Below are 26,694 nucleotides of genomic sequence, written 5' to 3' on the forward strand. Positions count from 1 at the left end.
CGGCGGATCCGGTCGCAGGACATCGACAACCTCATCAGCTCCCGCGTCTGTGGCCGGATCCGTCGGGCAGGCCCCAGGCCCTACCGGTCCACCTCGTACAGCGGGAGCTCCGCCCAGATCGTCTTGCCCTCCGGGGTGTGCCGGCTGCCCCAGCGCTGGGTGAGCTGGGCGACCAGCAGCAGGCCCCGGCCGCCCTCGTCGAAGGTCTTGGCCCGGCGCAGATGCGGCGCGGTGGGGCTCGTGTCGGACACCTCGCAGGTCAGCGTGGTCGCGTCGTGGATCAGCCGCAGCCGGATGGGGTGGGCGCCGTACCGGATGGCGTTGGTGACCAGCTCGCTGACCACCAGCTCCGTCGTGAACGCTGCCTCGCTCAGCCCCCAGCCGTCCAGCTGCTCCACGGCCTGCTTGCGGATCGGCGCGACCAGCGCCGGGTCGGCCGGGATGTCCCAGGTCGCCACCTGGTCGGCGGGCAGGCCCCGGGTGCGGGCGAGCAGCAGCGCCACGTCGTCGATGGCGCCGCCCGCCGGCAGCAGGGCGCGCAGTACACGGTCGCAGGTCCCGTCGAGGGAGTCCGTGTGCCCGGCGAGCACCTCGTACAGCAGCGCGCGGCTGGTGTCACCATCCCGCTCCCGGGACATCACGAGACCGTCGGTGTACAGCGCGAGGACGGTGCCCTCGGGCAGCGCCAGCTCGGTGGACTCGAAGGGCAGCCCGCCGAGGCCCAGCGGGGGACCGGCGGGCAGCTCCAGCAGCTGCGGCCGCCCGCCCGGCCGCAGCAGTACGGGCGTGGGGTGCCCGGCGCGGGCCAGGGTGCAGCGCCGGGACACCGGGTCGTACACCGCGTACAGGCAGGTGGCGCCGACCTCGCCGGGGCTGCCGTCGACGCCGGACTCCTCCGACAGCCGGACCACCAGGTCGTCCAGGTGGGTGAGCAACTCGTCCGGGGCCAGGTCGATGTCGGCGAGGGTGCGGACGGCGGTGCGCAGCCGGCCCATGGTGGCCGAGGCCTCCACACCGTGCCCGACGACGTCCCCGACGACCATCGCGACCCGCGTCCCGGACAGTGGGATCACATCGAACCAGTCGCCGCCCACCCCGGCCCGCGCGGCCGGCAGATAGCGGGAGCAGGCCTCCAGGGCGGCCGTGCGCGGCAGGGTGCGGGGCAGCAGGCTGCGCTGGAGCGCGAGCGCGGTCTCCCGCTCACGCGAGTAGCGGCGGGCGTTGTCGATGCAGACCGCGGCCCGGGTGGTGATCTCCTCGGCGAGCAGCCGGTCGTCCGCGGTGAACGGGTCCGGGCGCCGGTGGCGGGTGAAGACCGCCACGCCGAGGGTGAGCCCGCGGGCCTGGACGGGCACCGCCATCGAGGTGTGCATGCCGAATCGGCGCACCCGCTCGCCCCGCACGGTGTTCCAGGTCAGCCACGACAGCATGTCGCCCGCCGCGCCCGAGGCGATCATGGTGTGCCCCGCGGTCAGCGAGTCGGCCTGGGGCGAGCCGGACGGGTACTCCTCGGCCTGCCCGGGCTCCCGCACCGCCTCCGGTACGCCCTCCAGGACCGAGCGATGGGCGGCCCGGCGCAGGGTGACCGGCGCCGTCAGCCGGGCCGGGGGCTCGCCGCCGTGCTCCGGCGGGTCCAGCAGGTCGATGGTGACGAAGTCGGCGAGCGCGGGCACGCACACGTCCGCCAGCTCCTGGGCCGTACGGGTGACGTCGAGGGTGCTGCCGATGCGCACGCTCGCCTCGTTGACCAGCTGCAGCCGCTGCCGGGCCCGGTAGTTCTCGGTGATGTCGTGCGCGGCCAGACACACGCCGCGCACCCGGCCCCCCGCGTCCCTGACCGGGGCCATCCGGGCGAGCCAGGCTCGGGCGCGGTCCTCGCCGCCGGTGCGCTGGAAGGTCTCCACGTCCAGCGAACGCCCCGTGGTCAGCACCCGGAGCATGCCCTCTTCCAGGTCCTCGCTCTGCGGCTTGCCGCCGATCTCCGGCAGCCGCAGCCCACGCAGACGCTCCTTGGGCAGACCGAGGACCTCGGCCATCGCGTCGTTCATCCGGCGCAGCCGCAGCTCCGCGTCGTACACGGCGACCGCGCACGGCGACTGGATCAGGCCCGCCGCGGTGAGCGGGTCGTCCTCGTCGTGCGCTTCCGTGCCGGTCAGCGGGGTGACCAGCAGCCAGCTGCCGCCGTGTCCGTCGTGCGGGGGTCTGTGGTGGGCGAGCAGCCAGACGGGGACGGTACGGCCGTCCCGGTGGCGCAATCCGACCGTTCCCGCCCAGCGGGTGCCCGTGGGTATGGCCGGGGCGTCGTCCCCGGCCAGGAGACGGGCGGCGGGGCGGCCCAGGACCGCGTCCGCGGGGTGGCCGAGCAGGCGGCGCGCGCCCTCGTTCCACTCGACCAGCGTCCCGTCGTCGTCGATGACCGCCCGGGCCGTCGCTGCGTCGTCGAACGGATAGACCCGGCTCATCGTCGCCGCTCCCAAGCGCACACTCACAGTGAACAGGTGGCACCTCTCGTGTTCCAGCGTAGTGCTTCGGGGACTCCCGTGAGCCGCAACCTCCACCCGCCCGGCCGGTCGGTCGAACACGGTCAAGGTGGAGATCCGGTCGATCTTGCGCGGAGGGCAGACGCGCGGTTCCCGGCCCTTGACGATCGCGTGTGGCAGACCGTCAGAATCTGTTTGTTCACGATTAGTTGTGAGTACTTCTGGGCCCTGATGAGGGAGAGCCGCCATGACGGTCACTCGCCGATCGGTTCTGGTCGCCGCCACCGCAACACCCGCGGCCGGCGCGCTGCTGAGCATTCCCGCGGCCCCGGCCGCCGCCGAGGCGTCCCCCGGCGGACGCCGGACCGTGCCCCTGCGGGACGGCTGGCGTTTCGCCCTGGCCAACCCGGACGGCATCACCGACCCGACCGGCGCCTACGCGCGAGCGGCCGACCCCGGCTACGACGATTCCGCCTGGCGCGAGGTCGCCGTCCCGCACGACTGGAGCATCGAGCAGACCCCCACCACCGACCACGGCACCACCAGCGGCACCGGTTTCCTGCCGGGCGGTCTCGGCTGGTACCGGCTCGCGTTCATCCTTCCGCCGGCCTACGCGGGCAAGCGGATCTCGGTCGAGTTCGACGGCGTCTACATGGACTCCCACGTCTACTGCAACGGCACGGAAGCCGGCCACCACCCCTACGGCTACACCGGTTTCGCCCTCGACCTCACCGGTCTCGTGCACACCGACGGAACCACCCCCAACGTGCTCGCGGTCAAGGTGCAGAACCAACTGCCCAGCAGCCGCTGGTACTCCGGCAGCGGCATCTACCGCGAGGCCAGGCTCGTCATCACCGAACCGGTGCACGTGGCGCGCTGGGGCACCTACGTCACGACCCCCGAGGTCTCGGCCGCCAGCGCCCTGGTCCGGGTGGCGACGACGGTGCGCAACGAGTCCGGCACCGGCACGGACGTACGGCTCCTGTCCCGGATCACCGGCCCCGACGGCCGCACGGTCGCCGGTACGTCCACCACGGTCGCCGTCTCCGGCCAGGCCACCGAGACCCATGAACTCACGGTCGACAAGCCCCTGTTGTGGGACGTCACGACCCCGGAGCACCGCTACACCCTGCACACCGAGCTGCGCGTCGCGGGCCGTACCACGGACACATATGAGACGCCCTTCGGTATCCGCACCTACCGCTTCGACCCCGACGAGGGCTTCTCCCTCAACGGCACCCACACCAAGATCAAGGGCGTCGACCTGCATCACGACCAGGGGGCGCTCGGTGCCGCGATCAGCGTCGACGCGGTGCGCAGACAGATGCGGATCATGAAGTCGATGGGCGTCAACGCCTTCCGCACCTCCCACAACCCGCCCTCGCCGCAGATGATCCAGGTCTGCGAGGAACTGGGCATCGTGATGATGGTGGAGGCCTTCGACTGCTGGCGCACCGGCAAGACGACGTACGACTACGGCCGGTTCTTCGACGAGTGGTGCGAGAAGGACGCCACCGAGATGGTGCTGGCCGCCCGGAACTCACCGGCCGTCGTCCTGTGGTCCATCGGCAACGAGATCCCGGACTCCACCTCCACGGCCGGGCTCGCCATGGCCGACCGGATCATCGGCGCGATCAAGACCGCCGACAGCACCCGGCCGGTGGTCATCGGCTCGAACAAGTACCACGGTGTGCCCGCCACCGGCTCCCCGGCCGACCGCATGCTCGCCAAGCTCGACGGCCTCGGCCTGAACTACAACACCGCCAAGTCCGTCGACGCCCTGCACGCCACGTACCCCCACCTGTTCCTCTTCGAGTCCGAATCCTCCTCGGAGACCTCGACCCGGGGCGCGTACCAGGAGCCGGAGCACCTCAACACGGGCGAGAACCACACCCCCGGCAGGCGGGAGACCTCCTCCTACGACAACAACCTCGCCTCCTGGACGATGAGCGGCGAGTACGGGCACAAGAAGGACCGGGACCGGCCGTGGTTCGCGGGGCAGTTCCTGTGGTCCGGCATCGACTACATCGGCGAGCCCACCCCGTACGACGTCTTCCCGGTCAAGGCGTCGTTCTTCGGCGCGGTCGACACGGCGGGCTTCCCCAAGGACATGTACCACCTCTTCAGGAGCCAGTGGACGACCGAGCCGATGGTCCATCTGCTGCCGATGACCTGGAACCACGAGCAGGGCGACACCATCGAGGTCTGGGCGTACGCGAACGCGCCGTCGGTCGAGCTGTTCCTCAACGGAAAGTCCCTCGGGACACGGGAGTTCGACGTCAAGAAGACCACCGACGGACGGAGCTACCTGGAGACCACCGAGGCCACCGGCGACGACAAGACCTACACCGACGGCCCCTACCCGGGCAGCTACACCAGCCCCAACGGCAGCGCGGGCAAGCTGCATCTGACCTGGAAAGTGCCGTACCAGCCGGGTGAGTTGAAGGCGGTGGCCCGGCGGGACGGGAAGGTGGTCGCCACCGACGTACTGCGCACCGCCGGAGCCCCGCACGCCGTACGTCTCACCACTGACCGCACATCGCTCCCCGCGGACGGCCGTTCCCTGGCCTTCGTCACCGCCGAGATCGTCGACGCGCGGGGCGTGGTGGTGCCCGACGCCGGGCATCTGATCACCTTCGCCGTCACCGGCGGCTCGCTGGCCGGGGTCGACAACGGCCGCGAGGAGAGCGCCGAGCGCTACCAGGCGAGCACCCGCACCGCGTTCCACGGCAAGGCCCTCGCCATCGTCCGCTCCGGCACCCGGCCGGGCCCACTGAAGGTCACCGCGCGGGCGGACGGTCTGCGCGCGGGCGCGGTCGAGGTGCGCACCACCCCGGCGAGCGAGCCGACCCGCACCCCGGCGGCGGACTTCAAGCCCGGTCACCCGGAGCCCCTGAACTACCCCTCTGCGGACGCCAGTTACTCCGGGCGCCCGGACACCCTGCCCGCCGCGATGCTGGACGGCGACCCGGCCACCGGCTGGTCCAACGCCTTCGCCAAGTCGGCCACCGCGCTGCTGCCGGCGTTCAGCGGGGCGCGCGCGACGGACTGGGTGTCGGTCGACTTCGGACGCAGCCGCACCTTCGACCAGGTGGCCGTCTCTTTCACGGTGGACACCACCCATACGCTGCCCGCGCAGATCGAGGCGGCGGTCTGGGACGGCCGCGCCCATGTGCCGGTGACGGGCGCGAAGGTGGACTGGGCCACGGCCTCCGACACCCCGACCGTGATCACCTTCGACGCCCAGCGCGGCTCCAGGCTCCGCCTCACGCTGACCAGCGCCCACCCGGGGGAGGCCAAGGGGGCGGTGCGGATCAGCCGGCTGGAGGCGTGACACCGGCTCCGAGGCGACCGTTCACGCGGCGTCGTGGAAGACCAGCTCCAGGGTGCGGCGCCTCCCGGAACGTCCGGTGCTCACTCCGTGCCGCATCGCCCCGGCGGACCAGCCGCGACGGGCGTGTACGGGGCGGCCACGGGTGGGACCGGGCGCGCGGGCGCTGCTCGACCATGAGGAACTCGCCGTCGGTGTAGTCGGTTCCGTACGTGTCCAGGGCGATCACCGCCTGCAGCGGGAAGACCACCACCCGTCTCGGCACGTCCGGGGAGCACAGCGCTGCCGTGCTCGCCCGGCTCGGCGGCAGGCCTCGGCCGGAGTGAGTGTGATGCGGCCTGCTTCACACCAGGGACGGCTGCAGCGCGCCCTCGTGGGTGAGCAGCCACACCTTGCGCTCGACTCCGCCCGCGTACCCGCGCATCGAGCCGTCCGCGCCGATCACCCGGTGACAGGGGCGCACGAGCAGCAGCGGGTTGTCGCCGAGGGCCCGGCCGACCGCGCGCAGTTCGGCGCGCGGCACGCCCAGCCCGGCGGCCAGTTCGCCGTACGTGGACGTCGTGCCGTAGGGGATGTCCTCCAGGGCCTGCCACACCGCCCGCTGGAACGGGCTGCCGGTGGCCGCGAGCGGCAGTTCGAACCGGGTCCGGCGGCCCGCGAAGTAGGCGTCCAGCTGCCGGTGCGCCTCCGTGAACGGCGCGTCGTCGCGATCCGCCGCACGGACGACGGGCGCACCGCGCTGCCCGGGCATGCTGAGCGAGATGAGCGTGAACCCGGACGGCGCGACCGACCCGGTCAGCAGCAGGTCGCCCAGCGGGCCGGGGTGGACGGTGTGGACGGTGCGGATGTTCATCGGGGTGCTCCTTCTGCTCTCCCGTGTTCCTTCCGTGCTGCCGAGTCTGCTGCGTCGAGCGGTCCGTGACCGGCGGGAATCGGACATGGCTCTCGGACTCAGTAGGTACCGAAGGAAAGGGCACCTGACCAGGCGATATTTACGGGTAAGTACCCGCGCGGTACCGTAAGGGGTATGCCAGCTCTCAATGTGGAGTTCAGCGAACGGGAACTCGAGGACCTGCGGCAGATCGCCAAGGAGCGCGGTACGTCGATGAAGGCCCTCGTGCGCGAGGCCGCCGCCGCAGACATAGCTCGGCACCGGGCGCTGCAGGAGGGCGCACAGGCCTTCCGGCAGTTCTTCGCCGCGCACGCCGAGGAGTTCGCGGCGGCCTTCCCTGACGACGAGTCCCCTGCGAAGGACGAGGCCGCCTGACGCATGCCTTCCGTCATCCATATCGACGTCCCCTGGCTGCTTCAGCGCCATGAGGAGGTCCTGCCCGACCAGCCCGCGGTCGACGACTTCTCCGCGCTGGTCGCCGCCGTCGCCCGGCACCGCGTGGATCCGCCGCGGCTCGGCGTGGACTCCGACCCCGCTTGGCGGGCCGCCGCGCTGCTGCACACCCTCGCGGTGCTCAAGCCCCTGCCCACCGCCAACGCCCGTTTCGCCTGCGCGACGGCTGTGGCCTACATGTTCGTCAGCGGTGTCGGCATCGACCCGCCCTACGGCGCCCTCGTCGACCTGGCCCGCGATCTGATCTCCGGCAAAGCCGATGTGTACGGCGCGGCCGACCGGCTGCGCTCCTGGCAGATCTGAGCCCCGCAGGCCCTCGGTCGCCGGGCCCGCCCCGGCCGGCGGGGGAAGCCGCCGGGGCCGCCGGCCGGGACAGGGTGCGCGGGGCCGCCGGCCGAGGGCGGGAGGAACGGGGCCGGCGGCCGGTGTCGCGCGGGAGAGCCTCTCCAGCTCTCGGTTTCGTTCGAGCCGGGAGACCTCCACCCCGCGCGGGGCCTTTCCGTGGAGACCGCTCCCCAGTCCACTGCCGGGCCGCATCCCTCGGAAGCGTGCGTGTGCCCACCGGTGTGTGCGCACACTTCACACGGGGCGCATGGAATTCCGAAAGCCGGTGCACGTGAGCAGGGCGGCGGTCGTATTCTGACTTTCTTTCAAAACAGCCGATGTGTGCGGGTGCCTTGTTGCTCATGTGGAAGTTGTGCAAGGGTTGCAACGCCCGTGCGGGGGGTGAAATCCGGGGTTCTTCCGGAAGTTGCGGAACTTCACCGGCCGAACGCCGGCCAATTCCCTCCCCGCGCGCCGCAGAGGTACGTATCGACGCAGCACGCACCAAAGGAATCCGCTCAGTGCCCACCCCCCACCCCCCTCGTCCTCCCTATCCGCCGCCCGGCGGTGACCCCGGGGAGTCCGACGAATCGCTCGCCGGCCCACTGCGGGCCGGATCCGACGCGGAGGGCTCCCGGTCCGCCGCCCTGCTGATGGCCCGGCACTGGCAGCCGGCGCACGACTACGCGGTCGTCTGCCTGGCTCTTTCCGGTCCGCTCGCGCACATGGTCACCGCCACCGCCTTCCACCAGGTACTCGGCCGGCTCGCCCTCGGCGAACCCGCCGAGGCGCTCAGGCCCCGGCTGCTCGTGGCAGTCCGGGACACGGTCGTCAACTGGTCCGGCACCGACCGCATCACCGCCGTACTGCCCGGACTCGGGAAACCCGCCGGAGGCCGCGGTATGCGCGCGGCCAAGACCCTGATACCGGAAAACCGCGTCCTCTCCGACCGCTCCTTTCACGCCCTTCCCCGGCTGGAACAGGCGCTGTTGTGGCACATCGAGGTCGAGGCCGAACCGATAACCGTTCCCGCCGGGCTGCTCGGCCTCGACGTCGACAGTGCGGCGACCGCGCTGGAACAGGCCCGCGAGAAATTCCGGGAGGGCCTGGTGCGCGCCCACCGGGAACTCGCGCCCGGCAAGGAATGCCGCTACTACAACCGCCTGCTCGACGTTCCGATCCGCCGCGGCGGCGCCCTGCTGCCCGATGTCCAGGAGCATCTCTCCGCCTGCTCGTACTGCCGGCACGCAGCGGAGCAACTGGGCCACGCGGAAGCCGCGTCGGGTGTGCTGCTCACCGAGGCCGTGCTCGGCTGGGGCGCCCGCCGTTACCTCGAATCCCGTCCCGGCCGCCGCCCCGGCCCTGCCCGCGGCGGCTCCCGGCGCTCCGGCGGACGCAGACGTGGCGGCGGCGACAAGCCCGGACTGTTCGCCCGCGCCGCCCTGGCCGGCGTGCGTCGACGCGGCGACGGCCGGTCCCCGGCACCGGCGTCGCGCGGCCGGCGGCACGGCGGAGGCGAACCCGGACCGCTCGCCCGGATCTCCGGCACCGGCTGGTCCTCCCGGACGCTGCTCACCGGAGTCGGCGTGGCCTCGGCCGGACTGCTCGCGACCGTCCTCGCGATCAGCCTGTGGCCGGAGAGCGGCGAAGGCGCCGACCCGGTCGCCTCCACCGGCGCCTTCCCCGGCACCACCGCCCACCGGTCCCCGCCCCCCTCCGCCGGGGCCTCCGGCACCGCGGGACGGCCCACCGCCGGCCGCCCCAGCCGGCTGCGCAACGCCGCCGCCGACCTGTGCCTGGACATCGAGGGCACCCCGAAGGCCGGGGCGGGCGCGGTGCTCGCCGTCTGCTCCGCGGCGCTCACCCAGCAGTGGACGTACGACGCCGACGGGCTGCTGCGCAGTGCGGCCGACTCAGGGCTGTGCCTGGACTCGCACGCCGACGCGGGCGTGGTGATCCTGGGCAGCTGCGCCGACGCCGGCTCGAAGCGGGGCGACGACGTGCGCTACGACCTCACCCAGCGGGGCGAGTTGCTGCCCCGCTGGGACCCCTCCCTCGCCCTCACCACCGCGGCCGACAGAGTGGGCGCCGACCTCGTCGTCAAGGTCCGGGACGGCTCCGCCGGGCAGCGCTGGGTCACCGACGCGCCCTCGGCGAGCCCCGGTTCCCTGTCCACCGCGGGCACGGACGGCCCCTCCACCCGGCCCGCCCGGCCCCCGGCGAAGGACGCCTGAGCCGCTCGGCCGGCGCCACTGTCCCGGTGTTCCCACGGGAGCACTGGGACAGCTCAGGCGCGCGGCCCAACGGCCGCTTGAGGACGACCGGTTCGAAGAAGGTCGCGCCGGGGCGCGGAGTTCCTTCGGCGACGATCCGCTCGATCCGTGCGGCCGCCTGCCCGACCGGGACGCCCGGACGACTGCGTCCTGACGGCGCACATCCCGGCGGCCACCTCGCCCCACGCCCACGCCCCTCCACGGCCTGGTGCAGGTGATGATCACCCGGCTGCTACGGCGGGCGCGGCCGTGCGACCCGGAGGACGGTTCATCCAGCTTTCGCGCCGCCGATGGAGTAATCGACCACCCGCCGGAGCTCCGAACCGTCCCACCATGGTGATCACTTCATGAACACAAGGAGTCATGAAGGGGCTTGAGGGGGTCGGAGTCGGAATGTTTCAGGACGATTAACGAAGCGCTGATTTTCGGCCATCGGGCCGGGCTCAACGGGCGGAACCCGCGTAGTTGCTGGGTCACGGTGTGTGGATTCCGTGACATCACGCCACTGCTTCAACACGAAAGGTTACCGAAATCCATGTGCCCGATGTGTGTTTCCCCGGCGGACTCGGCAGAGTGGCGCTCGCCGCTCCGGTGCCCGACCGGGCTCGGGCCGGCGCCACGTCTGTATCAAGCGGAAGGATGCACACAATGCGGAACACCGCGCGCTGGGCAGCGGCCCTCGGCCTTGCTGCCGTCGCCGTCTGCGGACCCCTGACCGGGGCCGCCGTCGCTGCACCCAGTGTCGCCCCGTCGTCGCTCTACGCCCCCTCGGCGCTGGTCCTCACCACGGGCCACGGCAGCGACGCGGCCACGGCCACTCCGGAGCGCGCCGCCACCTTGAGCTGCGCTCCTACGGCCTCCGGCACCCACCCGGCCGCGGCCCAGGCCTGCGCCGAACTGAGCGGCATCGGCGGCGACTTCGCCGCCCTGAAGGCCGACCCGGGTGTGTGGTGCACCCAGCTGTACAACCCGGTCGTCGTCACCGTGCAGGGTGTCTGGCAGGGCAAGCGCGTCGCGTACGAGCGAACTTTCGGCAACTCGTGCATGCGGGACGCCACGGGTGAGGGCGTCTTCGCCTTCTAAAGACCGGGATCGCACGGACCCCGCATACGCCGGAAACAGGTCCGCAACCGGGGAGTGCGGCCCCTGGAGCGGGGTACCTGCGATCTCGCACCGGGGCCGACGGGCGGAGTGGGGCCGCCCGCCGGCTCCCGGGCACACAGCCGCTCCCCGGGCGGGCCCGTGGGGGGCCTTCCTGGGGAGCGGCGAGAAACAACCGGTTTCATCCGGTGTCCGCGGCCTTGGGCCGGTGACTCGTGTCGCATCAGGTGGAGCGGCGACGCGACGGACGGGCACGGAGAGCGACACGCACACGGTTCGCGAGGCCCTGACGCCACCCTCCACGATCCACCACGGACACCCGCCGGAGCCGCCAACTCACGTGCCCCGCCAGGGAGTCCACCGCGGCCACCAGCGCGGCACCGCCCGCCGGTAGCGCTCGTAGTCGGCCCCGAAACGGTGCACCAGCCCCGGCTCCTCGTACCAGTGGACGAAGGCCCAGATCACCGCCCAGGCACCGGCGGCATAGACGAACAGCACCGGCCGGGCGAGCAGCAGGCCCTGCCCGGCGAGTACGGCGACGACCGCGACGTAGATCGGATTGCGCACGTACCGGTACGGGCCGCTCACCACCAGCCGCGCGGGCGGCGCGACCGGCGCCGGTGTGCCGAGCCCCTCCAGGGCGAACCGGGCGTAGGCCTCCAGGATCACGGCCGTACCGGCCGTCAGGGGGAGCAGGCCGAGCAGCCGCAGCGGAAGCCACCAGTGGCCGGTCCGCCAGCCGCCGGTCAGCCACCACGGCACCAGCACCGCCGCGCAACCCGCCGCCAGGACCAGGAACAGGGTGCTGCCGAGCACCGCCGTCGCCCTGCGCACACCTCCACCATGACAGGCCGAGGGGCCGCCGTCTCCCTGCTGACGGCGGCCCCTCGGGCTCGGAATCCGGCTGTCACATGTGGACGACCGGAGCGGCCTCCGCGTCCTGCTGCGGCACTCCACGCCGGTAGAGCACGAGGGCGATCAGAGTGCCGGCGGCGAAGAAGCCCGCGGACCACCAGAACGCGGTCGTGTAGCTCTCGATCGTCGCCTGCGCCCGCACCAGCTTGCTGGTGGCGTCGCGGCCGGACAGATAGCCGGTGGCGGCGCTCGCCGCGAGCGTGTTCAGCAGCGCCGTACCGATCGAACCGCCCACCTGCTGCATGGCGTTGACCGTCGCGGACGCCACGCCCGCGTCCTCCGCCGCGACCCCGCCGGTGGCCAGCTGCATGGCCGGCGGCATCACCATGCCGAGGCCCACACCGATCACGATCAGCTGCGGCAGCACCGCGCTCAGGTAGTGCGAGCCGAGGCCGATGCCGGTCAGCCAGGCCATACCGGCCGTGGCGATCGCGAAGCCCAGCGGGATGACCGTCTTCGGGCCGAGCCGGGGCAGCAGCACCGTGGTGCCCACCTGCGCGGTCACCATCAGCGCGCCGACCATCGGCAGGAACGCCACACCCGTCTTCGTCGGGCTGAAGCCGAGGTTGAGCTGGAGGTAGTAGGTCAGGAAGAGGAACACGCCGAACATGCCCGCGCCGGTGATCAGCACCGCGAGGTAGGAGGCCGCGCGGTTGCGGTCGAGCAGGATGCGCAGCGGCAGCAGCGGGTGCGCGGCCCGGGTCTGCCACCAGGCGAAGGCCGCCAGGAGTGCACCGCCCGCGATCAGGAAGCCCCAGGTCAGCGGTGAACCCCAGTCGTGGGTCTCGGCGTTGGAGAAGCCGTAGACCAGGGTGAACAGCCCGGCCGCGACGAGCACCGTGCCCGGCACGTCCAGCTTGGCGTTCGCCGCGTCACGATGGTTGCCGAGCAGGACCCAGCCGCCCGCGAAGGCGACGACCGCGATGGCCACGTTCACGTACAGGGTCCAGCGCCAGTCGAGCGCGTCGGTCAGTACGCCGCCGAGCAGCAGACCCACGGCACCGCCGGCACCGGCGATCGCGCCGTACACGCTGAAGGCGCGCGCCCGTTCCCGGGCGTCCGTGAACGTGGTGTTGAGCAGCGACAGCGCGGCCGGTGCGAGGAGCGCGCCGAAGGCACCCTGCAGAGCACGCGCGACGACCAGCATGGTGAAGCCGTTCGCGGCGCCGCCGAGCGCGGAGGCCGCGGCGAAGCCGACGACACCGACGAGGAAGGCGGGCTTGCGCCCGAAGAGGTCGGCTATGCGTCCGCCGAGCAGCAGCAGGGAGGCGAAGGCCAGGGCGTACGCCGTCACGATCCACTGCCGGTTGCCGTCGGAGAAGCCGAGGTCGGTCTGGGCGGACGGCAGGGCGATGTTCACGATCGTGGCGTCGAGAACGACCATCAGCTGGGCGAGGGCGATGACCGCGAGGATCCACCACCGCTTCGGCGACGCCGCCTTGTGCTCGATCGCCGCGGCCCCCGCTCGGGAGCCTTCGGCAAGGGTCTTCTGGGGCATGGGGAACCACTCCAGGGAAAGTCGTTCGGATGCAGGGAATGTGCCGCTTCATGCCGAAACGGGCGGACAAGAAGAGCCCTTAAACGAAACCGTTTCGTACACATGGAGCGTAGAACACTCTCAGCGAAACGGCAACGTTTCGTTTCGGTGGGCGAGTGTGGGCCGGTGTGGGCGAGTGTGATCAGGTGCGATCGGGCTTGAATTCCTTGACGGGCATATAACTGGCAAGGCATATTCGCTCCATGTCCGACGCAGCGCTGTGGTCCGCCCTCGCCGATCCCCGCCGGCGGGCGATCGTCGCGCTCCTGCGGGAACGCCCGCGGTCCGTCGGGGAGATCGTCGAGGCCTGCGGACTGAGCCAGCCGAGCACGTCCAAGCATCTGAAGGTGCTCCGGGAAGCGGGCCTGGTCCGGGTCCGACAGGACGCGCAGCGCCGTGTCTACGCCCTCGACCCGGCGCCGATCGCCACGCTGGACGCCTGGCTGGAGCCCTATCGCCGGCTGTGGAACAGCAGCCTGGACGCCCTGGGCCGGCGCCTCGATCAGACGCCGGACGACACCGGACACCCCCCACCACCGAAGGACTGAAGCACCATGCCCGTCGACCTCACCGGCACCTATCTGACCCTGGACGACGGCCGTCCCGCCGTCCGGTTCAGCCGCACCTACGACCACCCGGTGGACCGCGTCTGGCGGTTCGTCACCGATCCCGACGAACTGGAGCAGTGGTTCCCCTTCCGCGCCGAGATGGAGCTGCGTCCTGGCGGTACGATCCGCTTCAGCGGCGACCCGGGCATGCCCGACTTCACGGGCCGGATGCTCGCCATCGACCCGCCCCGGCACCTGTCCTTCGAGTGGGGCGGCGACGAACTCCGCTTCGACCTGGAAGCCGTCGGCGAACAGCGCACCCGGTTCACGCTCACCAACGTCCTCGCCGCGCCGAACACCGCCGCCCGCAACGGCGCCGGCTGGGAGGTATGCCTCACCGCCCTCGACGCCAAGGCCCACGGCGAACACTTCGAGGGGCCCCATACCGGGCTGAGCGCGCCCTGGAAGCGGTTCTACGACGCATACACCGACGCCGGAGTGCCCTCGGGCGCTCCTGTTCCGGGCCTGGACTGAGCGGGACGTGGGGTGGCCGTCGGCGTGGAGCGGGAGGCCGAGGGGCCGGTCGCGAGCTGACCGGCTGCGGCCCCGCCGGTCGGCTCGCGAACACCCGGGTCAAAGGCGTGGACAGGGCCGACGGGTACGACGCGCAGGCGGTCAGGTGGCCGTCCGGGCGGATCAGCAACGCGGTGCCGGCCTCGGCCGCGTAGCGGGCGCGGAGCTCGCTGCGGGTGTCTCCGAGGACCGGCAATGACAGACAGCCGGGGTCGATGTCGTCCGGAACACACAGTGGCTGATCAGTCGGCCGTGGGACTGACGAGCCGCCTCCTCCGCGAGTTCCGCGAAGCCCCCGTGTGCCGTCGGCCGAGTCGGCGTGGAGCACGAGGACGTGGCCACGTTCGCGCAGTACCTCGTGCAGGCGGACGGGGAACGCCGCGATCGGGTCGGGCAGGCATCCGCAGTGAGGGGCGCGGTCGCCTGCGGCCGTGGCCGGCCGGGTGCCACGATCGGGCTGTCCGGGTGCGCGATCTACAGCTGGGCCTCGTGCGACATGATCGTCTCGGAGTCGTCGTGGTCGGCCTGCGGACCGTGTGTCGCGTGCCGGAGGGTGCGGCCCACCAACTCCTCGCCGACCGGCCGGTGTTCCGCGTCGTAACTCTCCTACGGCCCGGGCGCCGCGCGCCCCACCACTGTGAGGGCCGGCTTCCGGGCGAGATTGCAGGCGTCCCGGATCCCGGTGTTCATGCCCCTGGCGCGCGTCGGTGGATGGATGTGCGTGGCGTCGCCGGCGACATGAAACACCCGGACCTCGCCACAGCGGTCCACCAGACGGTGGCCCGAGGCTGGACGCCGACGGCCTCGGCGAGCGGCAACCGGGCCGGGAGCAGGTCGGCCGGCGCGCAGTCCACATCCCGTCGGCACAGTTCGAGTGCGGCCGTAGGACCGACCGGGCCCGCACCCGCGACCAGTACCCCGGTGTGCCGCGTGCGCTTCTCCACCCAGGTGTCCCGGCGTACGGTCGGTCGTAAGGCGCCTCCCTCGGTCCCTCGATCTCCATCGTCGTCCCGGATGCACCATGCGGTGACTCGGGCCCCACCGCGCACGTCTCGCGGGCGTTCGGCGGGTTTCCGCCGTGCGCGGTGTTCCAGTGTGTGGCGCCCTGGATACAGCGCGAAGGTTCGGCCCCGGAGCCCGCGAACCCGTGTCACCACGTCGCAGTGAGGTCGTCACCATGTCCCACGCCCCGCCCCCCGCAGGACCGTCGAACCGTAGCGGGCCGGTCGCGACCTCTGCCCCGGCGGGCTCCGTCCGGCCCTCCGCCCAGGGCCCGGCGAGCCGTGGCGGCACCGCCCTCGTGACGGGCGCCTCCTCGGGCATCGGCGCCGCCGTCGCCCGCCGGCTGGCCGCCGAGGAAGGCTGGCGGCTGGTGCTGAACGGACGTGACGTCACACGCCTGGAGCAGGTGGCCGCCCCGCTCGACGCCCTGGCCCTGCCGGCCGACCTGACCCGGCCGGACGCCGGCCGTCTGCTCACCGATCTGGTCCTGGACCGCGCGGGCCGGCTCGACCTGCTGGTGGCCAGCGCCGGCGTGGGCTGGGCCGGTGACTTCACCGGCATGCCACGCGCCCGCATCGACGAGATCGTCGGCGTCGACCTGCTGGCCACCCTGCACCTGGTGCGCGCCCTGCTGCCCCACATGGTCGCGGCCGGGTCGGGCCGCATCGTGCTCATCGGATCCGTCGCGGGCAGCGTCGCCGTGCGCGGTGAGGCCGTGTACTCCGCCGCGAAGGCCGGCCTGGCCGCCTTCGCCGACGCCCTGCGCTACGAGCTGCGCGGTACCGGGGTGGGCGTCAGCCATGTGATCCCCGGCGCCGTCGACACGCCCTTCTTCGCCCGCCGGGGTGCCCCCTACACCCGGGCATGGCCGCGGCCGGTGCCGCCGGAACGGGTGGCGGACGCCGTCTGGACCGCCGTCCGGCAGAGCCAGGACGAGGTGTACGTCCCCGGTTGGCTGCGGTTTCCCGCCCGCGTGCGCGGCGTCGCACCCGGGCTGTACCGGCGGCTCGCCGCACGCTTCGGATGAGCCGGCCATGATCGCCGTCACGGTGCTGCTCGCGCTGCTCGCCGCTCTCACCAACGCGTCCGCGTCCGTGCTCCAGCGCCGGGCCGCCGTACAGGAGCCGTACGAGGAGAGCGTGGCCGGTGGGGCCGGGGCCGCCGTGCGCCGGCTCGGGAGGCTGCTGCGGCGCCCGTACTGGCTGGCGGGGGCCGCGCTGCTGGCGGTCTCCGGGCTGCTGCAGGCCGGGGCACTGGCCGTGGGCAGCCTTTCCCTGGTCCAGCCGCTGCTCGCCACCGAGCTGCTGTTCACCCTGGTCGTGGGCGGTGTGGTCTTCCGGCGCCGCCCGGGCCTGCGCACCTGGCTGGCCTTCGCCGCCCTCGCCGCCGGGCTGGCCGTCTTCCTCCTGGCGGCCGCCCCGGTCGCGGGCCGGCCGACCGCGCCGCCCCGGGCCTGGCTGCTGGGCGGTGGCGGGGCGCTCGGCGCGGTCGTGCTGCTCGTAGCCGCCGCTCGGCCGACGAGGGGTGCGCCCCGCGCCGCGCTGCTCGGTCTGGCCTCCGCCGTGTGCTTCGCCACCACCGCCGCGCTGCTCAAGGAGGCCGTGGGGCGGCTCGGGCAGGGGCCCGCGGCGATGTTCACGCACTGGTCGCCGTACGCCACCGTCGGCGCCGGAACCGTCGCCTTCCTGCTGATGCAGAGCGCGTTCGGTGCCGGTTCGCTCACCGCCTCCCAGCCCGCCCTCACCCTCGGCGACGCGCTCACCAGCGTCGTCCTCGGCTGGGTGCTGTTCGCCGAGACCGTCCATCTGGGGCTGCGGATGCTGCCGGAGGCGGTCGGCGTCGCGCTGATCGGGGCGGGCAGCGTCGGGCTGGCCCGGACACCGGCCGTCGGACTGGAGTGGGACGCGTCCGCGCGGGGTGGCGACGGCAGGGGGAGACGCCTGCACCGGACACACCGGTGAGAAGGCGTGCGGGACAGCAGGTCAGAGACGTCCCCGAGGTCCAGCTGTCCCTGGCGGACGTCGGCCGTCCTGGTACCGGCCGTCGCCGCCGAGCACATCGGACCGGCGGCCATCTGGCCCCCGGGCGTACGGCTGCTGCTGTCCCCCCGAGTGCGTGTCCGCGCCGGGTGGTCTCCCGGACCAGCGCGGGATGGCGCGCCACGTGCTCGCCGAGCGCGAAGAAGGTGGCGCGTACGCCGAGTTCGTCCAGCGCGTCGAGGAAGCGGGGTGTGGACGGTGCCCGGCTGAACCCACGACCGTCCGCGCTGTGCACGGCATCTCGGGCCATCGGCCGCAGTGGTATCGCCCGCCCCTTCGGGGGTCCTCGTCTCCGGACGCTGGCTGGCCGCGCGGTGGGCCGGGCTGTGGCTGGTGTTGTGGTTGGCGTGGGGCAAGGACGGGACGGCCGATGCCAACCGGGCGTCCGTGCGGGTCCTGGTCGCGGCGGCGCCGTCCTGCTGCACGACTCCGACAGGCTCGTGGCCCCCGGCTGCCGCCGTTCGGCGCCCTGCCCGGCGCCTGGTGCGGGACTGCGGCCCCTTGCGGGATCGCGTACCGCTGCGGCGAGGCTGGGCAGCTGCCTGTGGCAGCGTCCGTGAGCCGGCTGAGGGTCCGGCGCGGGATCGCGTCCCGCTGCGGCCATGCTGGGCAGCTGCCTGTGGCAGCGTGTCAGAGCCGGGCCACGTGCGCCATCGGGTCGTCCCGGAACAGCGCGCGCCCCCGGGCCACGCGCTCCGGGCCGTCCTCCGTGAGCCGGCCGAGGGCCGTGAGCAACCCCGGTGCGTCCGGGGCCAGTTCCGAGACGCCGAGACCGGCCATCCGCCGTACCCCGTCCATCCCGTGGCCGGGCAGCGGCCGGTACCCGATCACGGGCAGCCCGACGGCCAGGGCCTGCACGGCGGTCTGGCCGGCCGCGTTGTCCACCAGGGCGTACGCCGCGGACAGCAGCCCGGGCATGTCCTCGACCCAGTCCAGGGCCAGCGCCCCGGGCACCCGGGCCACTCGCTCCCGCAGCCGCGGGTTGCGGCCGCACAGCACCACCGGCAGATAGCCGGCCCCGGTCAGCAGCCGGGCGGTGGCGTCCGGGCGGGACGCGGCACCCCAGGCACCCGCGGACAGCACGACCGGCGGCCGGCCGGGAGCCTGCCCGGCGAAGCGCTCCCGCCACCGGGCCGCCCCGGGCGCCGGCCCGCGGAACCCGGGCGCCACCGCCGGTCCCGTTGTCACGACCGGCGTGCCAAGCGCCGCGCGCACCTCGGCCGCAGCCCCGTCCGTGAGGCACAGGTACCGGTCGTTGCCCGGATGCAGCCACTGCCGGTGCACCGCGAAGTCGACGAGGAAGACGGCGCTCGGCACCCGCAGCCGGCCCCGCGCCCGTAGGTGGCCGGTGAGCTGTGCCGCCAGATGGAAGACGGACACCACCACATCGGCGTCCAGCCGCTCCACGAGGTCTGTCAGCCGGTCACCGGCCAGCCGGGCCAGCGGCACCCCGCTCGGGCGCAGCCCCCTGCCGCCGCGCAGGAACGCGCCGTAGACACCGGCGTACACCCACGGGAAGTGCCGTACCGACGCCTGGTAGGAGCGGCGCAGCCCGCCGCCCAGGCCGTACGGCAGCAGCTGCAGGACGTCGGCCACCTGCGGCTCGTGTCCGTACGCCGCCGCCCGGCGGGCCAGTTCGGCGGCCACGGTGTCATGACCGGCCCCCATGCTCGCGCTGAGGATCAGCGGCCGCCGTCGGCCGCCCGGCGGCGACGGCGGCGGGGAGGGCACCTCGGCAGGAGTACGCACGGGTTCCGATTCTCCGGTGCGCACGGCCCGAAAACCCCCTCACTCCGGCGCCGTGTCGCCCGGACACGGCACCGGTGCGAGTTGCCCCGAGCCCGCCGGGGTGGATGAATCGGCTCAGGAGAGCGTGTGGGCGGTGAGCACGGGAGGAGCCGTGAGGCGGTGGCGGCGCGGCCTGCACCGCGCTTGGGAGTGGCTCAGGGCCGGGGCCCTGCTCGAACACGGCCGTGAGCTGGAACTGATGCACCGGGCCATGGGGTTCGCCACCCTGGCACTGGTGACGCTCGCCCCGCTGCTGATCGTGGTCGCCGCCGCCGATCCGCTGGTGCGGGGCGGTTTCGCCTCCTGGCTCACCGACGGCATGGGGCTGTCCGGGCGGTCCGCGCGCGTGGTCACCGATGTGATCAGCCCGCCGCGCAAGGTCATCGGCACCACCAGCGTCTGGGGTGCCGTCCTGCTGGCCGTCTTCGGCGTGGCCTTCGGCGGCAGCGTGCAGAACGCCTACGAACGGATCTGGGGCCTGGCCTCCGGCCCCTGGCACCGGGTCTGGCGGCAGGCGACCTGGCTGGTGGTGCTCACCGGCTACCTCTACCAGGAGGTGGCGACCAAGGCCGCGCTGCACGGGGGCCAGCGGATCGCGCTGTCCACGGTGAGCGGCATCGTCTTCTTCTGGTGGGGGCAGCGCTTCCTGCTGGGCGGCCAGGTCCGCTGGCGCGCCCTGCTGCCGGGCGCGCTCGCCACCGTCGTCGGCCTGGCCGGCCTGCGCGCCTTCTCCTACCTCGTCTTCACCCCGCTCATCGTCACCAACGCGCTCAGCTACGGCGCGGTCGGCACCGTCCTCGTGGTGGAGTCCTGGCTCATCGGCGTCGGCTTCGTCATCTACGGCGGTGCCCTGTTCGGCCGCTGGTTCACGGAGCACCACTGGATGCCGACCCATCACGACCGAGTCGGCGAGACACAGAAGCAGAGCCGCGGGAAGTACTGAGCGCTCCCGGCGGACGCTACGTCAGCTGGCGGCGCACCAGCTCGTGCAGGCGGCCCGTGGTGTCGGCGAGCAGCTCGGCCGGCGTGCCGTGCTGGACGACCTTGCCGTCCTCCATCACGATCACCCGGTCGGCGTCCAGGACCGTCGACAGGCGGTGCGCGATCACGACGCGGGTGGCGTTCAGCTTGCGGGTGCTCTCGATGACGATGCGCTGGGTGTCGTTGTCCAGGGCACTGGTGGCCTCGTCGAAGAACAGGATGCGCGGGCGCCGGATCAGGGCCTGGGCGATCATCAGGCGCTGCCGCTGACCGCCGGAGATCGCGCCGTTGCCGGCCACGATCGTGTGCAGCCCCATCGGCATCCGCTTGATGTCCTCCGCGAGCCCCGCCATCTCGGCCGCCGCCATCGCCTCCTCCGGCGTGTACGGCTCGGTTCCGCAGATGACGTCCAGAATGGAGCCGGTGAACGGCTGGGCGTGCTGGAGCACGACCCCGCACTGGCGGCGCACGGCCGACTGGTCGAGTGCCGCGAGGTCCTGGCCGTCGTACAGGACGCTGCCCGAGACCGGCTTGTCGAAGCCGATGAGCAACCTGAGCAGCGTGGACTTGCCGCAGCCGCTCGGGCCGACGACCGCCACGAACTCACCGGGCCGTACGGCGAAGGACACGTCGTCCAGGACGAGCGGACCGTCGTCGGCGTACCGGAAGGAGAGCCGGCGGGTCTCCAGCGCACCCGACAGCGGGCCCGGCCGCGTGCTCGCCTCCCGCACCTCGGGCGTCGCCTCGAAGACCGGCTTGATCTCCTCGAACAGCGGCAGCGCGGCCACCGCGGAGACGAAGGAGCCGGTCAGCTGGGTGACCGAGGTCAGCACCATCGTCACCGAGGTGTTGAAGGTGAGGAAGTCCGCCGCCGACATCGCGCCCTTCGCCGGGCCCGCGAGCAGCATGAACATCAGCAGCGTGCACACCGGCAGATAGATTCCGCCGAGCACCGTGGTGAGGTTCTTGATCCGGCCGACCTTCTGCTGCAGCTCACGGCTGCGCGCGAACTCCCGCGCCCAGGCCGCGTAGGCATAGTTCTCGGCCGCCGCCACCCGCAGCTTCGGCAGGCCGCGCAGGGTCTGGAAAGCCTGGTTGTTCAGCTTGTTGCCGAGCACCGTCAGCTTCCGCTGCCAGCGCACCTGCCACAGCCCGAGCCCGAGGAACACGGCCGCGATGACGACGAGCATGCCGACCGCCGCCATGGCCATCGCCGGGCTGTACCAGAACAGAAGCCCCAGGTTCATCGCGCCGACCGTCACGGACTGCGCGACCACCGGGCCGACACCGGCCAGCAGCCGGCGTATCGCGCTGATGCCCATGGCGGCACTGGCCAGCTCACCCGTGGAGCGCTGGGTGAAGAACCGGGTGGGCAGCCTGAGCAGCCGGTCCCACACGGCGGGCTGCAGCGCGGCCTCGATCCGGCCCTCCAGACGCAGGATGGACAGGTTCTCCAGCAGCGTGAACGCCGCCGCCACCACCCCGCTCACCATCACGGCCAGGCACACCTGGACGATCAGGCCCTCCTGCGCCGTCGGCACGTACTCGCCGAGGACCTTGCCCGTCGCGACCGGCACCAGCGCGCCGATCGCCACCGTCACCAGGCCCGCGAGCAGCAGACCGACGAGGTCACCACGGGTGCCCTGGAGGCTGAACCGGAGCAGACCGAGCGGCGAGAGCACCTTGTCGGGCAGCGGCCGGTAGAACATCACCGCGCGCGGCTCGAACTCGTCCGCGTTCGCCTTCTCGATCGGCGTCTCGCGCCCGGTGCCCGGATGGACGGCCACATAGCCGCCGCGCCGCCACAGCAGTGCGACCGGCGCCCCGGACAGCGCCCGGTGCCCGACCAGCGGACCCACGTTCTCCCGCCACCAGCGCCCCTGCAGCCGTACGGCCCGGGTGCGCACCCGGGAGGCGAGCGCCACCCGCTCGACCGGGTCGAGGCGCTCGCTCTCGGTGCCGCTCTGCGCGGGCTCCGCCAGGGTGATCCCGGCCGCCTCGGCGACCAGCTTGCAGGCCGCGTAGCCGGCGTCGGCGTCGGCGGCCGTCGTCCGGCGGGCCGAGCGCTTGCCGATGGAGGCCAGCAGCGTCTGGTCGGCCTGGGCACGCACCGCCTCACCGGCCTTGATCCCGGCGGCCGTGCGGGTCTCGTGGGTGCGCTCCAGCTGCTCGATCCACCGGTCCAGCGCGGTCAGCAGCCGGTACTGCTGGTCGACCATGGACTGCCACAGCGCCGGGTCCATCAGCAGATCGGAAGCGGCCTCGGCGCCGTACAGCGCGCCGTACTGCACGCTGCCCGGCGGCACCTGCATCCAGAACACGTCGTCGTCGGTCGGCGCGGCGGCCCGCTCCTCCGCCATCGGCGCCTGGAACAGGACGGACAGGCCACGGCCGACGCCGAGCGCGACCGCGTACTCCAGCGGGCTGGTGGCGGGCGGCACGTACTGGGGGTTGCCGTACTCGTCGTACGACCAGGTCTGGGTGTTCGCGGGCTGGTACAGCTCGCGCAGGTTGATGCGGTGCACCACGCAGTCCCGGACCGGGCGGGCCACCAGGGTGTGCTGGGGCCCGGCGACCGGGCCGAGCAGCAGCGCGCCCGCCTCCAGCCGGCCCAGGTGGTGCCAGTGGCCCTGCTGGACGGCGTCCACCGCGAACAGGTCCAGCGCGCCGGCCGCGACCAGCCACAGCACCTGCGGGCCTTGCAGATCCAGGCGGTTGAAGCCGGCGCAGTCGATCCGGGTGCCCATGGACCCCAGTGCGCCGAGAACGAGGTCGCCCTCGCTGACGGTCGTCATCTCATCGCTCCCTGACCAGCGCGGCGTACGCGCCGCCGTGCGCCACCAGCTCCTCGTGCCGCCCGCGCTCGACGACCGTGCCGTGCTGGAGCACGACGATCTCGTCGCTGTCGCGGACCGTGCTCAGCCGGTGCGCGATCACCACACAGGCGCAGCCACGCCGGCGCAGGTTGTCCATCACGACCAGCTCGGTCTCCGCGTCCAGGGCGCTGGTCACCTCGTCCAGCACCAGAATGCTCGGCCGGCGCACCAGCGCCCGCGCGATCTCCAGGCGCTGCCGCTGACCGCCGGAGAAGTTGTGCCCGTCCTGCTCGACCTTGCTGTGGATGCCGCCCGGGCGGCGCATCACCACGTCGTACAGGGCCGCGTCCCTCAGCGCCTCCACCACGGCCTCGTCCGGGATCGACGGATCCCACAGCGCCACGTTGTCGCGGACCGAACCCTCGAAGAGGAACACGTCCTGGTCGACGAAGGAGACGGAGGCGGCGAGCGCGCCGCGCGGAATGTCCTCCAGGCGGCGGCCGTCGATGCGGATCACCCCGTCCCACGGCCCGTACAGGCCCGAGATCAGCCGGGACACCGTCGACTTGCCGCTGCCGGAGCCGCCCACCAGCGCCACCTGCTGGCCCGGACCCACGGTCAGGTCGAAGCCGGTCAGCAGCGGCTGGTCCAGCGGGCTGTAGCCGAAGGTGACGTTCTCCAGCTCGACGTGCCCCTGGAGCCGGCGCGTGGAATCGCCCGTGCCGGGACGGGCGTAGAGCGGGTCGGCCTGGAAGTTCTCCACGTCCTTCAGCCGGGCCACGTCGGCCGCGAAGTCCTGGATGCGGCCCGCCACGCCGTTCAGCCGGGTCAGCGGCGCGGTGAAGCGGGTGACCAGCGCCTGGAACGCGACCAGGAGGCCGACGGAGATGTGTCCCTCGACCGCGCGCAGGCCACCGATCCACAGGATCAGCGCGCTGTTGAACGTGGCGAGCGTCGGCGCGACCACCCCGAGCCAGGCGCTCGGCACCCCGAGCCGCTGCTGCTCCTCCAGGGTGGTGGCGTGCTGCCCGGCCCACTTGCGGAAGTAGCCGTCCTCACCGCCGGTCGCCTTCATCGTCTCGATCAGCTGAAGACCGGTGTACGAGGTGTTGGTCAGCCGTGCCGTGTCCGCGCGCAGCTTCGCCGTACGTGTCGCGCGCAGCCGTACGACCAGCCGCATGGCGACCACGTTGAGCAGGGCCACGCCGATGCCGACGAACGTCAGCTGCGGGTCGTAGGTGTAGAGCAGCACGGCGTACAGCACGACGACGATCGCGTCCACGCCCGCCGCCGCGAGGTCACGGGCCAGGGTCTCCGCCACCTGGTCGTTGGACTGCAGCCGCTGCACCAGGTCGGCGGGGGAGCGCTGGGCGAAGAACGTCACCGGCAGCCGCAGCAGATGGCGCAGGAAGCGGGCGCTGGACAGGGTGGAGGAGATGATCCGGCCGTGCAGCAGGTTGGCCTGCTGCAGCCAGGTCAGCACCAGTGTGAGCAGCACACACGTGGCCATCGAGGCGAACAGCACGCCCAGCAGGGAGGTCTGGCCGCCGATGAGGAACTTGTCGATGTAGGTGCGGCTCAGCGCGGGCACCGCGGCGCCGACCGCGACCAGCAGCAGGCTGGCCAGGACGGCGGCGGGCAGGGTGCCGGCGGTGCCGCGCAGCCGGGCCGGCATCGCACCGAGCACGCCGGGCTTGCGGCCGCCCCTGGTGAAGCCGTCGCCCGGCTCCAGCACCAGCACCACACCGGTGAAGCTGCCGTCGAACTCCTCCATCGGCACGAACCGGCGGCCCTTGGCGGGGTCGTTGATGTACACGCCCCGCCGGCCGAGGCGGCGGCCCATGCCGTCGAAGACGACGTAGTGGTTGAACTCCCAGAACAGGATGGCCGGTGCCCGCACCTCGGCGAGGGCGGCCAGGTCCATCTGCATGCCCTTGGCGGTCAGACCGTAACTGCGCGCGGCCTTCAGCAGGTTGGAGGCGCGCGAGCCGTCGCGCGAGACACCGCAGGCGATGCGCAGCTCCTCCAGCGGGATGTGCCGGCCGTAGTGGCCGAGGACCATGGCGAGGGAGGCGGCGCCGCACTCGACGGCCTCCATCTGCAGCACGGTGGGTGTACGGACCGTGCCGCCACGGGGCTTGGGGACCGGCCGCTTGGCCGGGGCGGCGCGTCTGCGGCCGCGTTCCTGCGTGGTGGTCACGGGAGCAGCCAATCGACGGGATGCTGGTCGGCCAGCCTGATCGAACCGGAGGCGAGGGTCATGGAGTCGAGCCGGAACGGCGGCCCGTCCGTGGTGGACCAGCGGTAACCGCTCTTCGTGCCCGTCGACGTGTCGAGCGCGACCAGTACGGCCACCGGGCGGCCCCTGCTGGTGAACTGCTGGCCGAGCTGGCTGTCGCCGAGGAACGCGGAGATCGACTGGGCGGACTGCGCGGTGCGGTCCACCGACTTCACATGGCCGCGCAGCACACCGTACGTCTGCGTCGGCACCGAGGAGACGGTGAGGTCCACGGCGGCGTGCGCCGGAATGTCGGCGGCGTTCCCGGCGGGCACGTACACGGTCGCGTACAGCGGATCGGACGCTTGGGCGACCTTCTCCACGGCGGCGACGTTGGTGCCGGTCTGGATGATCTGCCCGATGGTGGCGGCGAGTGCCGTGACCCGGCCCGCGGCGACCGTACGGACCACCGCATAGCCCTGAGCCGTACGGACCTTGAGCACGGCGGCGTCGGCGGGCAGCTGTTCGCCCTGTTTGGCGAGGACGGCCGTGACCTGGCCGGACACCGGGCTCTGCAGCAGGTAGCTGCCCTGCCCGTGCGTGAGGATGGCCGGTGCGCCCACCGTGGAGGCGACCGAACCGGTCACCGCCCACACGGAGGCCGCCGCCATCACGACGACGGTGACGCCGAGGGCGAGCCAGCCCTGGGGGCGGGCCAGCCGTACCGGGAGATCGAGCTCTTCCGGTGACTGGAGCTTGGCGAGGGCCTGTTGGCGGAACTGCACGGAACTTCCCTCACCTGTGGGAGAGACGCTGGTGTTTCAGGGCATCCGAGAGCCCCGGAGCCGAGGAACGACTCCGGGACTTCCGTATGCGACGTGGCGCGATCAGAGACCGGCGACCAGGCTGGTGACCGGCGCAACGTTCAGGCCGGTGACACCCTCGACGGTGCCGATCGCGGTGTTGGCCAGGCCGGAAACCGGGGCGATGCCGTTGACGGCACCGGTCACGGAGTTGAGGGCGTTCACGGACAGACCGCCGGAGACGTTGTCCAGCTCGGCGTCCGAGATCTCGACGGTCTCAACCTGGGGGGTGGAGTTCATGATGGAACTTCCCTTCCTAATGGATATTTCACAAGGGGGGAGCGGCCCCCCTCTGGGGACAGACGGACGGCCGCGACCGCGGGCGCCGGGCACCCGTCTCCGGGAGCCCGCCGCGACCCCCGCGGTGCGATGGATCAAAGCACGCAGGCGGCGCGGGCTTCCAATCAATCAGGGCTCTCACCAGGGCACTTGAGTCACGCAAGGGTTCATCCGTGCAGGCGTGTGCACGCCATGTCAGCGACTCCTTCACATGCGGCACGACTTCGGTGCGTCCGGTCCCTTGCCTGCGGCGCGGCGAATCCGGCACTCCTCGCCAAAGG

General features: G+C 72.6%; 20 protein-coding genes and 2 pseudogenes. 10 read left to right on the forward strand and 12 right to left on the reverse strand.

Annotation, left to right across the window (positions count from 1 at the left end; translation table 11 throughout):
* Positions 1 to 80 precede the first annotated feature (80 nt).
* Positions 81 to 2,462 (reverse strand): SpoIIE family protein phosphatase, encoded by a 2,382-nt coding sequence (locus AV521_RS02165; RefSeq protein ID WP_076082559.1) that lies wholly within the window; start codon positions 2,460 to 2,462, stop codon positions 81 to 83.
* 265 nt (positions 2,463 to 2,727) lie between these two features.
* Here AV521_RS02165 and AV521_RS02170 point away from each other — a divergent pair, with 265 nt between their 5' ends.
* Positions 2,728 to 5,814: a glycoside hydrolase family 2 TIM barrel-domain containing protein gene (locus AV521_RS02170; RefSeq protein ID WP_076082560.1), complete on the forward strand. Its 3,087-nt coding sequence runs from the start codon at positions 2,728 to 2,730 to the stop codon at positions 5,812 to 5,814.
* 21 nt (positions 5,815 to 5,835) lie between these two features.
* Here the strand turns inward: AV521_RS02170 and AV521_RS47440 are convergent.
* Both AV521_RS47440 and AV521_RS02180 read right to left on the reverse strand, forming a co-directional pair.
* Positions 5,836 to 6,061: pseudogene (locus tag AV521_RS47440) on the reverse strand (2OG-Fe(II) oxygenase); the annotation flags it as partial.
* 93 nt (positions 6,062 to 6,154) lie between these two features.
* A complete protein-coding gene (locus tag AV521_RS02180) occupies positions 6,155 to 6,664 on the reverse strand; it encodes a methylated-DNA--[protein]-cysteine S-methyltransferase (RefSeq protein ID WP_076082564.1) in 510 nt (169 codons plus the stop codon).
* Positions 6,665 to 6,838: 174 nt separating this feature from the next.
* Here AV521_RS02180 and AV521_RS02185 point away from each other — a divergent pair, with 174 nt between their 5' ends.
* The 4 genes from AV521_RS02185 (at position 6,839) to AV521_RS02200 (ending at position 10,836) form a co-directional block, all read left to right on the forward strand.
* Positions 6,839 to 7,078: a hypothetical protein gene (locus AV521_RS02185; protein WP_076082565.1), complete on the forward strand. Its 240-nt coding sequence runs from the start codon at positions 6,839 to 6,841 to the stop codon at positions 7,076 to 7,078.
* A 3-nt stretch (positions 7,079 to 7,081) separates the two neighbouring features.
* Positions 7,082 to 7,459, forward strand: coding sequence for a toxin Doc (locus AV521_RS02190; protein WP_076082567.1), 378 nt, complete (start codon positions 7,082 to 7,084; stop codon positions 7,457 to 7,459).
* A 542-nt stretch (positions 7,460 to 8,001) separates the two neighbouring features.
* Complete coding sequence (locus AV521_RS02195) at positions 8,002 to 9,714, forward strand: RICIN domain-containing protein (protein WP_076082568.1); 1,713 nt, start codon at positions 8,002 to 8,004, stop codon at positions 9,712 to 9,714.
* A gap of 687 nt (positions 9,715 to 10,401) precedes the next feature.
* Positions 10,402 to 10,836: a subtilase-type protease inhibitor gene (locus tag AV521_RS02200; RefSeq protein ID WP_076082570.1), complete on the forward strand. Its 435-nt coding sequence runs from the start codon at positions 10,402 to 10,404 to the stop codon at positions 10,834 to 10,836.
* Between the two features lie 354 nt (positions 10,837 to 11,190).
* Here the strand turns inward: AV521_RS02200 and AV521_RS02205 are convergent, their stop codons facing one another.
* A complete protein-coding gene (locus AV521_RS02205) occupies positions 11,191 to 11,688 on the reverse strand; it encodes an isoprenylcysteine carboxylmethyltransferase family protein (protein ID WP_076082571.1) in 498 nt (165 codons plus the stop codon).
* Between the two features lie 73 nt (positions 11,689 to 11,761).
* Positions 11,762 to 13,267 carry an MFS transporter gene (locus AV521_RS02210; RefSeq protein ID WP_076082572.1) on the reverse strand — a complete coding sequence of 502 codons (1,506 nt, stop codon included), beginning with the start codon at positions 13,265 to 13,267 and terminating at the stop codon, positions 11,762 to 11,764.
* Positions 13,268 to 13,509: 242 nt separating this feature from the next.
* Between AV521_RS02210 and AV521_RS02215 the strand changes: the two genes are divergently transcribed.
* Positions 13,510 to 13,854, forward strand: coding sequence for a helix-turn-helix transcriptional regulator (locus AV521_RS02215; protein ID WP_076082573.1), 345 nt, complete (start codon positions 13,510 to 13,512; stop codon positions 13,852 to 13,854).
* A 6-nt stretch (positions 13,855 to 13,860) separates the two neighbouring features.
* A complete protein-coding gene (locus AV521_RS02220; RefSeq protein ID WP_076082574.1) occupies positions 13,861 to 14,388 on the forward strand; it encodes an SRPBCC family protein in 528 nt (175 codons plus the stop codon).
* 645 nt (positions 14,389 to 15,033) lie between these two features.
* Here AV521_RS02220 and AV521_RS50365 read toward each other — a convergent pair.
* Positions 15,034 to 15,606 carry an FAD-dependent monooxygenase gene (locus AV521_RS50365; RefSeq protein ID WP_305965130.1) on the reverse strand — a complete coding sequence of 191 codons (573 nt, stop codon included), beginning with the start codon at positions 15,604 to 15,606 and terminating at the stop codon, positions 15,034 to 15,036.
* Between AV521_RS50365 and AV521_RS02230 the strand changes: the two genes are divergently transcribed.
* Entirely contained in the window at positions 15,605 to 16,456 is an 852-nt protein-coding gene (locus AV521_RS02230; protein ID WP_076082576.1) for an SDR family oxidoreductase, read from the forward strand. The genes AV521_RS50365 and AV521_RS02230 overlap by 2 nt on opposite strands.
* Positions 16,457 to 16,463: 7 nt before the next feature.
* The gene (locus tag AV521_RS02235; RefSeq protein WP_076082577.1) at positions 16,464 to 17,390 is read left to right on the forward strand and encodes a DMT family transporter; all 927 of its coding nucleotides are present in this window, start codon (positions 16,464 to 16,466) and stop codon (positions 17,388 to 17,390) included.
* A 205-nt stretch (positions 17,391 to 17,595) separates the two neighbouring features.
* Here the strand turns inward: AV521_RS02235 and AV521_RS52515 are convergent.
* Both AV521_RS52515 and AV521_RS02245 read right to left on the reverse strand, forming a co-directional pair.
* Positions 17,596 to 18,072: pseudogene (locus tag AV521_RS52515) on the reverse strand (hypothetical protein); the annotation flags it as partial.
* A 26-nt stretch (positions 18,073 to 18,098) separates the two neighbouring features.
* Positions 18,099 to 19,136: a galactosyldiacylglycerol synthase gene (locus tag AV521_RS02245; protein ID WP_179022818.1), complete on the reverse strand. Its 1,038-nt coding sequence runs from the start codon at positions 19,134 to 19,136 to the stop codon at positions 18,099 to 18,101.
* A 214-nt stretch (positions 19,137 to 19,350) separates the two neighbouring features.
* On the opposite strand from AV521_RS02245, the gene AV521_RS02250 reads away from it, so the two are divergent.
* Positions 19,351 to 20,199, forward strand: coding sequence for a ribonuclease BN (locus AV521_RS02250; RefSeq protein ID WP_371916990.1), 849 nt, complete (start codon positions 19,351 to 19,353; stop codon positions 20,197 to 20,199).
* A 16-nt stretch (positions 20,200 to 20,215) separates the two neighbouring features.
* On the opposite strand, the gene AV521_RS02255 is transcribed toward AV521_RS02250, so the two are convergent.
* The 4 genes from AV521_RS02255 to AV521_RS02270 all read right to left on the reverse strand — a co-directional run bounded on the left by AV521_RS02255 (position 20,216) and on the right by AV521_RS02270 (position 26,374).
* Complete coding sequence (locus tag AV521_RS02255) at positions 20,216 to 23,032, reverse strand: NHLP bacteriocin export ABC transporter permease/ATPase subunit (RefSeq protein ID WP_076082584.1); 2,817 nt, start codon at positions 23,030 to 23,032, stop codon at positions 20,216 to 20,218.
* Between the two features lies 1 nt (position 23,033).
* Positions 23,034 to 25,253, reverse strand: coding sequence for an NHLP family bacteriocin export ABC transporter peptidase/permease/ATPase subunit (locus tag AV521_RS02260; RefSeq protein ID WP_076082586.1), 2,220 nt, complete (start codon positions 25,251 to 25,253; stop codon positions 23,034 to 23,036).
* Complete coding sequence (locus AV521_RS02265; protein ID WP_076082588.1) at positions 25,250 to 26,056, reverse strand: HlyD family efflux transporter periplasmic adaptor subunit; 807 nt, start codon at positions 26,054 to 26,056, stop codon at positions 25,250 to 25,252. The genes AV521_RS02260 and AV521_RS02265 overlap by 4 nt, the downstream gene beginning before the upstream one ends.
* A 102-nt stretch (positions 26,057 to 26,158) precedes the next feature.
* Positions 26,159 to 26,374 (reverse strand): hypothetical protein, encoded by a 216-nt coding sequence (locus tag AV521_RS02270; protein WP_076082590.1) that lies wholly within the window; start codon positions 26,372 to 26,374, stop codon positions 26,159 to 26,161.
* Positions 26,375 to 26,694 lie beyond the last annotated feature (320 nt).

It is taken from the genome of Streptomyces sp. IMTB 2501 (assembly GCF_001953885.1).
Taxonomy (GTDB): Bacteria; Actinomycetota; Actinomycetes; order Streptomycetales; family Streptomycetaceae; genus Streptomyces.

What these genes read in the sequence shown, in the direction of transcription:
- AV521_RS02235 (WP_076082577.1), top strand. Translation starts at nt 16,464, where the DNA reads ATGATCGCCGTCACGGTGCTGCTCGCGCTGCTCGCCGCTCTCACCAAC.
- AV521_RS50365 (WP_305965130.1), bottom strand. Translation starts at nt 15,606, where the DNA reads ATGGTGACGACCTCACTGCGACGTGGTGACACGGGTTCGCGGGCTCCG.
- AV521_RS02170 (WP_076082560.1), top strand. Translation starts at nt 2,728, where the DNA reads ATGACGGTCACTCGCCGATCGGTTCTGGTCGCCGCCACCGCAACACCC.
- AV521_RS02220 (WP_076082574.1), top strand. Translation starts at nt 13,861, where the DNA reads ATGCCCGTCGACCTCACCGGCACCTATCTGACCCTGGACGACGGCCGT.
- AV521_RS02185 (WP_076082565.1), top strand. Translation starts at nt 6,839, where the DNA reads ATGCCAGCTCTCAATGTGGAGTTCAGCGAACGGGAACTCGAGGACCTG.
- AV521_RS02270 (WP_076082590.1), bottom strand. Translation starts at nt 26,374, where the DNA reads ATGAACTCCACCCCCCAGGTTGAGACCGTCGAGATCTCGGACGCCGAG.
- AV521_RS02245 (WP_179022818.1), bottom strand. Translation starts at nt 19,136, where the DNA reads ATGGGGGCCGGTCATGACACCGTGGCCGCCGAACTGGCCCGCCGGGCG.
- AV521_RS02230 (WP_076082576.1), top strand. Translation starts at nt 15,605, where the DNA reads ATGTCCCACGCCCCGCCCCCCGCAGGACCGTCGAACCGTAGCGGGCCG.
- AV521_RS02255 (WP_076082584.1), bottom strand. Translation starts at nt 23,032, where the DNA reads ATGACGACCGTCAGCGAGGGCGACCTCGTTCTCGGCGCACTGGGGTCC.
- AV521_RS02215 (WP_076082573.1), top strand. Translation starts at nt 13,510, where the DNA reads ATGTCCGACGCAGCGCTGTGGTCCGCCCTCGCCGATCCCCGCCGGCGG.
- AV521_RS02180 (WP_076082564.1), bottom strand. Translation starts at nt 6,664, where the DNA reads ATGAACATCCGCACCGTCCACACCGTCCACCCCGGCCCGCTGGGCGAC.
- AV521_RS02200 (WP_076082570.1), top strand. Translation starts at nt 10,402, where the DNA reads ATGCGGAACACCGCGCGCTGGGCAGCGGCCCTCGGCCTTGCTGCCGTC.
- AV521_RS02190 (WP_076082567.1), top strand. Translation starts at nt 7,082, where the DNA reads ATGCCTTCCGTCATCCATATCGACGTCCCCTGGCTGCTTCAGCGCCAT.
- AV521_RS02210 (WP_076082572.1), bottom strand. Translation starts at nt 13,267, where the DNA reads ATGCCCCAGAAGACCCTTGCCGAAGGCTCCCGAGCGGGGGCCGCGGCG.
- AV521_RS02165 (WP_076082559.1), bottom strand. Translation starts at nt 2,462, where the DNA reads ATGAGCCGGGTCTATCCGTTCGACGACGCAGCGACGGCCCGGGCGGTC.